The organism is Parvibaculum sp. (genome assembly GCF_035511255.1).
Lineage (GTDB): Bacteria > Pseudomonadota > Alphaproteobacteria > Parvibaculales > Parvibaculaceae > Parvibaculum.
Genome location: NZ_DATKFR010000289.1, coordinates 1 through 10,067 on the forward strand (window position 1 = coordinate 1; position 10,067 = coordinate 10,067).

The 10,067-nt window shown below is 64.7% G+C and carries 10 protein-coding genes; 3 read left to right on the forward strand and 7 right to left on the reverse strand.

The features are described from left to right. From VMR03_RS11415 to VMR03_RS11425, 3 genes are all read left to right on the forward strand, one after another. Positions 1 to 807, forward strand: an 807-nt coding sequence (locus tag VMR03_RS11415) for a sulfatase-like hydrolase/transferase (protein ID WP_325405293.1), incomplete at its 5' end; no start/stop codon positions are given. A 13-nt stretch (positions 808 to 820) separates the two neighbouring features. Next, the gene (locus VMR03_RS11420; RefSeq protein WP_325405295.1) at positions 821 to 1,357 is read left to right on the forward strand and encodes a hypothetical protein; all 537 of its coding nucleotides are present in this window, start codon (positions 821 to 823) and stop codon (positions 1,355 to 1,357) included. 20 nt (positions 1,358 to 1,377) lie between these two features. Next, entirely contained in the window at positions 1,378 to 2,520 is a 1,143-nt protein-coding gene (locus VMR03_RS11425; protein WP_325405297.1) for a GDSL-type esterase/lipase family protein, read from the forward strand. Positions 2,521 to 2,540: 20 nt separating this feature from the next. On the opposite strand, the gene VMR03_RS11430 is transcribed toward VMR03_RS11425, so the two are convergent. The 7 genes from VMR03_RS11430 to VMR03_RS11460 form a co-directional block, all read right to left on the reverse strand. Next, on the reverse strand, positions 2,541 to 3,620 hold the full coding sequence (locus VMR03_RS11430) for a pentapeptide repeat-containing protein (RefSeq protein WP_325405299.1): 1,080 nt from the start codon (positions 3,618 to 3,620) through the stop codon (positions 2,541 to 2,543). Positions 3,621 to 3,759: 139 nt separating this feature from the next. Continuing rightward, a complete protein-coding gene (locus VMR03_RS11435) occupies positions 3,760 to 5,292 on the reverse strand; it encodes a CHAD domain-containing protein (protein WP_325405301.1) in 1,533 nt (510 codons plus the stop codon). A 216-nt stretch (positions 5,293 to 5,508) separates the two neighbouring features. Then, complete coding sequence (hisF, locus tag VMR03_RS11440; protein ID WP_325405302.1) at positions 5,509 to 6,270, reverse strand: imidazole glycerol phosphate synthase subunit HisF; 762 nt, start codon at positions 6,268 to 6,270, stop codon at positions 5,509 to 5,511. After that, positions 6,267 to 6,998, reverse strand: coding sequence for a 1-(5-phosphoribosyl)-5-[(5-phosphoribosylamino)methylideneamino]imidazole-4-carboxamide isomerase (gene hisA / locus VMR03_RS11445; RefSeq protein WP_325405304.1), 732 nt, complete (start codon positions 6,996 to 6,998; stop codon positions 6,267 to 6,269). The genes hisF and hisA overlap by 4 nt, the downstream gene beginning before the upstream one ends. Positions 6,999 to 7,009: 11 nt before the next feature. Continuing rightward, positions 7,010 to 7,660, reverse strand: a complete 651-nt coding sequence (hisH, locus tag VMR03_RS11450; RefSeq protein ID WP_325405306.1) for an imidazole glycerol phosphate synthase subunit HisH — start codon at positions 7,658 to 7,660, stop codon at positions 7,010 to 7,012. Position 7,661: 1 nt separating this feature from the next. Beyond that, positions 7,662 to 8,174, reverse strand: a complete 513-nt coding sequence (locus tag VMR03_RS11455; protein WP_325405308.1) for a DUF2628 domain-containing protein — start codon at positions 8,172 to 8,174, stop codon at positions 7,662 to 7,664. A 116-nt stretch (positions 8,175 to 8,290) separates the two neighbouring features. Then, on the reverse strand, positions 8,291 to 10,067 hold a 1,777-nt coding region (locus tag VMR03_RS11460; RefSeq protein WP_325405310.1), incomplete at its 5' end, for an autotransporter domain-containing protein.

Sequence of the window (10,067 nt, forward strand, 5' to 3'; positions counted from 1 at the left end):
CCCGCGCCCATCGCCGCATCCGAAACGCGGCATTGGCTGCATGACAGCCTGATGAGGCATCCGAAGCTGGCTGCTCCCGCCGATCCGCAGGAAATGGCTCGGGTGAGGGCGCAGTATTACGGCATGATCAGCGAGGCCGACCATCAGCTCGGGCGCGTATGGCAGGCGCTCGAAGAACGCGGTCTGTGGGACGACACATTTATCATCGTGACGTCCGATCACGGCGAACAGCTCGGCGACCACGGGCTCATTCAGAAGCTCGGCTTCTTCGAAGCGAGCTATCACATTATGGGGATCGTTCGGGATCCAAGGCCGGGCAAGGCGCGCGGCGCGGTCGTCGACGCCTTCACCGAAAATGTCGACTGGTTTCCCACCCTGTGCGAAGCGCTGGGGGAACCTGTCCCGGCGCAATGCGACGGGCTTCCGCTCACACCCTTTATCGACGGCGGGGGCAAGCCTGAATGGTGGCGCAGCGCGGCACACTGGGAATTCGACTGGCGCTTCTCTTTTATTCGCGGCGGGCCATATGACTGGCCGCGCGATCGCCGCCTTGAACGACAATCGCTGGCGGTCCTGCGAACGGATGAGGCGGCCTATGTCCATTTCGGCGACGGCTCGTCGCTGGCCTTCGACTGCGCCGCGGATCCGAGCTGGCGAACGCCGATCGACAATCCCGCCTTACGTCTGTCGCTGGCGGAACAGATGCTGTCCTGGCGCATGGAGCACCTCGATCGAACGATGACGGGGATGCTGGTCGAGGATGGCGGCGTCGGCCGCTGGCCACCCTTGTCAACGCCCAACCCGTGAAAGGAACATTCCCATGACCGCGAAGCTCGACAAAACCGATACGCCATTCGAGACGGTCGACGCGATCGAAGCCTATTTGCAGGAGACGGCGACCATGCCGATGGAGGAGCCGGGGCTGTTCGAGCTCGAGCACGGCCTTCAATGCGCCGCCGAACTTGAAGCCTGCGCGCCGGACGATATCGAACTTCAGATCGCGGGCCTCGTCCATGACATCTGTCACGGGCGCTGCCACATACGCGTTCATGACCGTGTCGGCGCCGGGGCCGTCCGCGCGGTGCTCGGAGATCGCGTCGCGGAACTCGTGGGGCTTCATGTGGCGGCCAAGCGCTATCTCGTCGCGACCGATCGCTCCTATGCGGCGCGTCTCTCGCCGATCAGCAAGACGTCGCTGGACCTTCAGGGCGGCGCGATGACGCAAGAGGAAATTTCCGCATTCGAGAAACACCCGCTGGCGCAAGAGGCCATGCTGCTGCGCATGGCGGACGAGGCGGCGAAGACGCCGGGCCGGATCGTACCTGGCCTGGATCATTGGCGAGGCGCATTGCGTTAGGTCGCCGCGGCGAACGCGCGTTGACGCCGCTTGCAAGCATCCCGCTGAACGATCCGCGCGTCGCGGTGCTGGGCGCGCTTCACGTTGAGCGACGCGCGCACATCATCCGGTTCTCGCGCCTGCCGGCCTGGACACGGACGCAGTCGCCGGAACCCGCCTTCGACCTGATGGCGGCGATGACGAGCGGTGTGCGTCTCGCCTTCGCAACGACATCCTCGATCGTCGAGCTCGACATCATAGAAACCGGCCTGCAATTCGCAGGCGAGGCCCGCCGCGAGGCGACAGTCGAGCTCTACGCGGGTGACCATTGCGACGCGAGATCGCTCACTGCAGGCCACACCATTGTCGTCGATGAAGCCAAAGTCGCTTTCGTCGCCGGCCGGTCCACCACATTGCGGTTCGAACTCGCTGCGGGCGCCAAGCGCGTCGTCATCTGGCTTCCGCAATCGGCATGTTGCGAAATCAGCGGATTACGCCTCGATCAGACGGCCTTGCTGGAACAGACGTCTTCGGAAGCGCGCGTCTGGGCTCATTATGGCAGCTCGATCAGTCATGGCATGGAAGCCGCCGGACCATCGAGGAGCTGGCCCGCGCTTGCCGCGCGCGCCGCCGGCGTGGAGCTCGTCAATCTCGGGCTTGCCGGGCAATGCCACCTGGACGGCTTCGTCGCACGCACGCTTCGCGATGGCGCTTTCGATCTGATAAGTCTCAAGCTAGGCGCCAATGTCGTATCTTTGGATACGTTCCGCCGCAGAACTTTCGCCAATGCGGTACACAGCTTTCTCGATACGATCCGTGAAGGCTGCCCGACGACCCCGCTTCTTGTGATTTCGCCGATCTTCTGTCCACTGATCGAAGACGAGCCCGGCCCTGTCCGCCGAATACCGGGCGGGACCTACCTGCGCGAGGCGCGACCCCATGCACGCGAGGACGGCGCGCTGTGCATGACGGATGTGCGCGAGATACTGTCAAATGTTGTCGAGCGCCGGCGCGGCGGCGGCGACGAGACGCTTTCTCTGCTCGACGGGCTTTCGCTCTTCGGAGCGGCGGACGCCAGCAGCCTGCCCGATAGAATTCATCCCGACGCGGAAGGGCATGAGACAATCGCGAAGCGCATGGTTGAAGGGGCATTCGGCAAGGGATGCGCTTTCGGCGAGGTCTGAGGCGACGGGATCGGGCGGGATCAGGTGCGGGTGGCGAGATTGACGCCCAGCATTTCGCCGGTGCGGATACCTTCCTGCATCGCATCCTTGAGGCTCGCGCCGCGAAGGTCGGCGCCGCGAAGATCGGCCCTTGTCAGATTGGCGCGCAGCAGGATCGCATCGCGCAGATCGGCGGCGGCCAGGATCGCGCGCTCGAAGGAGACATCGGCGAGAATGGCGCCCCGGAAAATGGCGCTGGCGAGAACGGAACGGGAGAAATCGGTCCGCGACAGGTCCATGTGCGAGAAGTTGGCCCGCTCGCCTTGTTTCTGGCTCGTCTGTATCCAGACGAGATGATTGTCGAGCATGCGCTTCAGGCGCTCCGGACCGGGCGCGCGGCGGGCCTTGGTCGCCCGCATCATGTCGCCGTTCGTGGCGGTCGCCTCGTCCATCACGGTGCGGCGGAAGTCGGCGTCGGAAAGATTGGCGCCGACGAAGCCGACGCTTTGAAGCTCGGCACCGGCAAAGTTCGCGCCTCGCAGATCGGCGCCGTTGAGGGAGACGCCCGACATGGAGGCGCCCTGGAAATCGCAATCGAGAAGTTTGCAGCCGGTGAGATTGGTACCGCGCAGGGTGGCGTTACGGAACGTCGAATTCTCGCGCGTGCCGTTGATCTTGTTGTCGGCGCGGATGACGACGCCGCGGCGGAGATCGGCGCCTTCGAGGCGCGCTCCGGTGAGTTCGGCATTGACGAAGCAGGCGCCACGCAGGTCGGCCTGGGCGAAATCGGTACGCGTCAGGTTGGCGTCGTCGAAATTGGCGCTGAAAAGATTGGCGCCGATGAAACGCGCATCTTCCAGATCGGCCTTCTCGAACGTGCAGGCGATGAAATGAGCATGCGAAAAATTCAGGCCGCGCAGATCGAGGCCGGAGAGATCGCAATCCTTCATGACCACGCACCAGCCATTGGGAACGCCCCGCAAATAGCGCGCATTCAATTCGGCGAGTTTGGCAAGGGCATTCTGGCCGATGCGGCGGCCGATGATTGCCTGCGGATCGCGCAGGGGATCGACTTGCGTGCGGTTTTCGGTCGAGCGACGGAGAGGCGGTTCTCCGGACATTTTCTGTTCATCCCCCAGGGTCGCAGCCTGCCACAACGGGCGGGTCGCGACGGTACGGACGAATGCTAGGGGCGAACTCTTTCAGATTCGATTAAATGAGAAACGAAAAAGTTTCGATATCACCGAGAAACGGAAGTCTTCAGCGCCAGAAGGGCTCGACGTCGCGGAATTCGTCCCAGAGCTTGAGAGCCGATTGCCATTCCTTGCGGGCCCGTCGCTCGTGATGGGCGAGAATGTGCCGGCCGGACTCGGCGAGAATCGGCTCAAGCGCCGTTAACTCTTCGGTCAGCTTGTGAGCCGCCTCGACGTCGTTCAATGCGCCGAAAACATCCTGCAGTTCCGCCAGTGCGTGAAGATAGCGGCGCGTATCGGCACGGCGGTAAAGCGAGGAAAAGAAGCCCAACGTATAACGCAGCTGCTTCAGTCGCTTGCGTAGCTCATGCCGCTCGGCAATCTCAAGATCGCCAATATGGCGGCCGAGCTTGGCGGCTCGCTTGAGTTGCCGGTCGAGAATTTTCGGCGCGAGGGCTGAGAGCGGCGCCTCGAGACGCGAGACATTCGCTTCCTCATCGTCTCGCCAACCGCGCTCGTCGATATAAAGTGCGAGACGCAGAACGAAGGAACTCATCCGGGCCGAGCGGAGCGCCGCGCGGGCACCCGCCCAGGCGCGCTTGCGTGCCTTCTCGGCGGCGTCGCAGAGTGCGACCAGCCCCTTGTCGTCGGGGCGTTCCCGGAGGACCGGCGCGACGATGGTGGCGATGAAGACGTCGAAGTCGCGAGCGCGGCCGATGGCGGTCGCGAGCCATTTCGCCTCTCGCGACAGCTGCTTCGCGCTCGCATCCGCCACGGGCTTCCCGAAAGCTGCGAAGGCTGAGCGCATGCGACGCAGCGCGACGCGCATCTGATGAAGAGCTTCCGACGAACCGCTCTCGACGGCGACGGCTTCGTTGAGAAGAAAATGGGACAGGCAATGACGCAAGATCGCAGCGTAGGCCGCCTCGACCGTCACGTCGCGCTCGAAGGCGACCGCTTCGGCGCGGATCGCCTCAACCTTGCCGTCGCCGGCGAGCGTCAATCCGCGCTCGGCCTTGCTACGAAGTCCGATGCGGAGCGGCACCATGTCGGCAAGCTCCAGCGCCAGACGGTAGAGACTGGCGGGATCGCCACGCCTCAATTCGAGTTCGACTTCGCTGACCTGGGCCTCGCGGCCATTGGCGCGGAGCACGCCGCGATCGATCGCGAGTTCGATTTCGTCGCCGTCGGGCGTCGTCAGTTGACGCGCGATTCTGTGGATGTCCGAAACGAGACGCGCCGCGATCGGCGCGCCGTTGGCAGCCTGGCGGATGCGCGCCTTGATGCTCGCCGGCAGGCGATTGAGGTTCGGCCCCTCCTCGTTCCGCTCGAGTTGCACTTCCCACTCGCCGCGATCGCTGGCGAGACCGCCGCCTTCGCTTTCCGTCTTCAGCGTCTGGATGCGTTTGCCGCCGCCTTCGCGGACACGCAACGCAAGACCGCTCTTCATCAGGGAGAAATCTTCCGTGTCGAAATAAACGGACCGCAGCGTCCTTGCGCTGGCGCGGCCGCGCTTCAGCCGCGATAGAACGGGCGATTGCGAAACGCGGTTAAGGACGTCGGGCTCACATTCGAGCTTGAGCTCAATCTCGCGATTCATTTGCGGGAACTCGATCGGTTATGACGACGGCTGCTGTCCGTACGGAACGCAAGTCTTGCCACCCACTGCCCAAAAAAGATGCTGTCCTTGCAACACCGCAATTTGGCAGAAAATTCATTCTGCGCAGAAATCCGGACGCTGGCAAATCACTCATGCTGCGCCGCAACGCCGCGTGTCAAAGCCGCACAGTCGCCAGCAAGGCGGAGGAAGCGCCGGTCAAAGGCGCATGGGAATTCCGGCCGCCGCCATATGGGCCTTGGCCTCGCCCACCGTGTATTCGCCGAAGTGGAAAATCGAGGCGGCGAGGACGGCACTGGCATGCCCGTCGCGAATACCGGCCACCAGGTGGTCGAGATTGCCGACGCCGCCGCTCGCAATCACCGGGATGGTGACCGCGTCCGACACCGCACGCGTGAGCGGAATGTCAAAGCCGGCCTTCGAGCCGTCGCGATCCATCGAGGTCAGCAGGATTTCGCCGGCGCCCAGCGCTGCGACTTTCCTTGCATATTCAACGGCATCGATGCCGGTGCGTGTGCGTCCGCCATGGGTGAATATTTCCCATTTGCCCGGCGCGACTTCCTTGGCGTCGATCGCGACGACGATGCATTGATTGCCGAATTTCTCGGCTGCCGCCTTGACGAAATCGGGGTCGTTGACGGCCGCGGTGTTGATCGAGACCTTATCCGCGCCGGCCAGCAGCAGCTTCCTGACATCTTCGATCGTCCGCACGCCGCCGCCGACGGTCAGCGGCATGAAACAGTGCTCGGCCGTTTGCGCGACGACGTCGAAGATGATCGCGCGCTCTTCGTGACTTGCCGTAATGTCGAGGAAGCAGAGTTCGTCCGCGCCCGCCGCATCATAGGCGCGCGCCGCCTCGACGGGATCGCCGGCGTCGCGCAGATCGACGAAGTTGACGCCTTTCACGACGCGGCCATCCTTGACGTCGAGGCAGGGGATAACGCGGGCCTTGAGCGTCATGCGGCCCTCTTCAGGAGAGAAAGCGCCTCTTTCGGATCGAGGCGGCCGTCATAAAGCGCGCGGCCGGAAATCGCGCCTTCGAGCCCCTTGCAGTTCGCGGCGATGAGCGCGCGGACGTCCTCGATCGAGGAGAGGCCGCCGGACGCAATGACCGGGATCGATATGGCGTTCGCGAGAGCGACAGTGGCGTCGATGTTCAGCCCGCCGAGCACACCGTCGCGGTCGATATCGGTGTAGATGATGGCGGCCACGCCTACATCTTCGAAGCGGCGCGCCATGTCGAGCACGGTGAGGTCGGAAACGTCCGCCCAGCCCTCGGTGGCGACGCGGCCGCCCTTCGCATCGAGACCGACGGCGACACGGCCGGGAAACCTGCGGCAGGCATCGCTGACAAGCGACGGGTTCTTGACCGCCGCCGTACCGATGATGACACGGGCGACGCCCTTTTCGAGCCACATTTCGATGGTTGCCAGATCGCGGATGCCGCCGCCGAGCTGGGCAGGAATCCTGATCGCCTTCAGGATCGCCTCGACGGCCGCCGCATTCACCGGATAGCCGGCAAAGGCGCCATTCAGATCGACGAGATGCAGATATTCAAAACCCGCCACCTCGAAGGCGCGCGCCTGGGCAGCCGGATCGTCATTGAAGACGGTCGCCTCTTCCATGAGGCCGCGCACCAGACGGACGCATTGGCCGTCTTTCAGGTCGATGGCCGGAAACAGGATCATTTGATTTCCATTCAGGGACGCCACTTCAGAAAATTTCCGATCAGGGCGAGGCCGAGGGTCTGGCTCTTCTCGGGATGAAACTGGGTGCCCGCCATGTTTTCCTTCGCAACCATTGCCGTTACCGGCCCGCCGTAATCGGCGCGGGCGACGACATCCTCCTCATGCGCCGGGACGAAGGCATAGGAATGGACGAAATAGGCGTGGAGGCCGGCGTCGCCCGTCGCGACGCCGTCAAGCAGCGGGTGATGGCGCAGCTCGGTGATCGTGTTCCAGCCCATATGCGGGATCTTGAGATCGGGATCGAGCGGCTTCATCAGCGCGACGTCTCCCTCGATCCAGCCGAAGCCCTTGTGAACGCCGTGTTCGAGGCCGCGTGTCGCCATCAGCTGCATGCCGACGCAGATGCCGAGGAAAGGCCGCGCGTCGCGGCGCACGACGTCTTCCAGCGCCTCCATCATGCCGGGGATCGCGTCGATGCCGGCACGGCAGTCGCCGAAAGCGCCGACTCCGGGCAGCACCACGCGGTCGGCGCCGCGCACATCGTGCGGATCGCCAGTCACCAGAATGCGGGCATCGACGCCGGCTTCGAGCGCGGCGCGCTCGAATGCCTTCGCGGCGGAGCGGAGATTGCCCGACCCGTAATCGATGATCGTTACCAGCATGTCAGCCTCCCGCCTTGGGAAAGAGGCCGAGAACGCCGTGGCCGTCGCCATGATCGGCGGCGGGCCGGCGCGGCCAGACGGCGCCCGTCGTGGCAAACGTGGAGAGCGTGGCGGATGTTACGGTCGGGGAGGCCGGCGCGACGGGGCCCGACCACTGCCGGAAGAAGTCGCGTTCCGCCTCGACGAGGTTACGGCCGCCGACGATCGCGATCTCCCGGTAACCGCGGCGCCCGAGCGTCCAGCGGTGGATGTCGTTCGCCGTCGCGGCCAGCAGAAAATGGAAGGCCACAGCGCAAAGCAGGGGGCCCGGCGCGACGATCCCCAGCGCCAGGACGCCGGAACCCAGAAGAAGGGCGGCGGCGACATAGAGCAGGGAAGCAAGCCAGAGCCGCTTGTAAAGAAGCCACAGGAGTCCGGCGAAGAAAGCGGGCCAGCAGAAGCCCTCATGGACGAATTCGACGCCTTCGCTGTCGACAGCGGGTCCGCTCAATTCGTGCACGGTATAGAGGCGCATGGGCCAGATCCTTCGGCCCGGCCGACAAGACGGGACAGGCATTTTCGGCCTCTATCTAGGACAATAGAGACCAAAATGCCAGTGCCGCCCACGCCCTCTGGCGAAAGGCGAGCCTTCTACCAGGAATACCGCAGCACGCCCGTTCCGCCGAGGCTGCGATAGCCCGAGGCGAACTCGCCATCGAAACTGGCCGATAGCGTCAGGTTCGCGGCGAGCTGAAGCTCGGCGCCCGTCGAGACGAGAGCCGTGTCATGCGGCGTGTCCGCGCCCGAGACGGTGAAGCTCGACCCCGGAAGCGACCGGAAGCCCGCCGTCGCCGAATTGCCGGTCACATGATCATGTGCCCAGGCAGCCCCAACCTTCAGGACCAGCCGATCGCCGCCAAGCATGGTCGCCTGATCGAGCCGGGCGCCAAGTTCGCTTCGCGTGTCGGTCATGCTCCTCGCCTCATAGGCCAGCGCATAGCCGCCGCCGCCAACATCCGTTTCGCTGTAGCCGGGGCTCCGGAAGTGCTGGACCTGCAAGGCGGCATAGGGCGTGAGGCCGAGCGTCGCGGTTGGCGCAAGGCGATAGCCTGCCTCGAGGCGGCCGGCATAGAGCTGCGCCTTGAAATCGGCGGAGAGGCGGTCGCCATAGGCCGCACGGTCGGTCGTCATCCAGTGATTGGCAAAGCCCAGCGCCGCCGAAACATAGGCCGGGCCGAACCGTGTCGCGGCGTGAAGGCCGAGCTGCAAGGCATCGCTGTCGCCGCCGCCGAGACCGCGAGCCAGATCCCAGCTCGTACCGCCACCTGCGACCGCGAAGCCGAGAACGGTATCGGCCGAATAGCCGTAATCGGCGCCGGCGGCGAAGCCGTAATCATTCGACGTGACTCGATGGCTTCCGGCCACGGGATCGCCGTCGACCCGGTTCGCGCTGCCAAAGCCCGTGCCCCAGAGCTTCCATTGTCCGTCCGACGGCGCCGCTGCCGCCGCCGTCGGCGCATAGGCGCTCGCCACCGCGGGAAGGGCCGGACCGCCCTCCGGCGCGAAGCTGAGCGTGCCGCCGCCCGCGCCCATTTCCGGAGTGCCCGAGAGGAGGCCGAGGAACTGGCTCATCAACCGGAAGCTACCTGCCGAGCCGCCTGTCGCGACCTCGCCCGAAAGCCCGCTCAGCGCACCGGCGAGATTGCCGCCCGAGAGGCCGAAGATGGTGAGGAAATTCGACGGCATCGTGCCGCCATTGTTGAAATAGGTGTTGAGCCCGTCGGCAACATTCCGCTGATTGCGATCGAGCGTGTCGCCCGCGCCCAGCACCGCCGTCAGATCGAGCAGCACGTCATTATCCGTATATTCGAGGCTTGCCGCGAAGCCTGAGGGAAGATCGGTGACGCTCAAATTGTCGAAGGTCGTGTGGTCGAGACCCGCCGATTGCAGGATGGTGTACTGCCGTCCGACATAGGCGCCGGTGTCGAAGGCGGCGAGCACTGTGCCATGGAGCGAGGCCGTGCCGCTGACATCGGCATAAGAGGCCGTCGACGGATTGACGGCGACGAGATAGGTCGAACCGATGCCGAGCGTCAGCGTGCCCGAGACGGTCGTCGAGCCGCCGGCGATGCCGGCCGCCCCCGGCGCGAAGATGCCTCCCGAGGCGACTTCGAGATTGCCGACTGCGCCGGTGCCGAGGAGGGTCGCGCCGGAATTGACGGTGGTGAGGCTCGAAGAGGCAATGGAGCCCGTTACATTCAGCGTGCCGGCATCGACGGTGGTTGCACCTGTGTAGCTGTTGATGGCCGACAGGATCAGCGTGCCGTCGCCGGCTTTCACCACATCGCCCGGCGTTGTGCCGTCGGAGATGGTGCCGGAGATCGTGTCGGTGTTGCCGATGCCGACTGTGAAGGTCGGATCGCCCGCA

Excerpts from the sequence above, each read along its gene's own strand:
- VMR03_RS11420 (WP_325405295.1), top strand. The coding sequence starts at position 821 with ATGACCGCGAAGCTCGACAAAACCGATACGCCATTCGAGACGGTCGAC.
- VMR03_RS11430 (WP_325405299.1), bottom strand. The coding sequence starts at position 3,620 with ATGTCCGGAGAACCGCCTCTCCGTCGCTCGACCGAAAACCGCACGCAA.
- VMR03_RS11435 (WP_325405301.1), bottom strand. The coding sequence starts at position 5,292 with ATGAATCGCGAGATTGAGCTCAAGCTCGAATGTGAGCCCGACGTCCTT.
- hisF (WP_325405302.1), bottom strand. The coding sequence starts at position 6,270 with ATGACGCTCAAGGCCCGCGTTATCCCCTGCCTCGACGTCAAGGATGGC.
- hisA (WP_325405304.1), bottom strand. The coding sequence starts at position 6,998 with ATGATCCTGTTTCCGGCCATCGACCTGAAAGACGGCCAATGCGTCCGT.
- hisH (WP_325405306.1), bottom strand. The coding sequence starts at position 7,660 with ATGCTGGTAACGATCATCGATTACGGGTCGGGCAATCTCCGCTCCGCC.
- VMR03_RS11455 (WP_325405308.1), bottom strand. The coding sequence starts at position 8,174 with ATGCGCCTCTATACCGTGCACGAATTGAGCGGACCCGCTGTCGACAGC.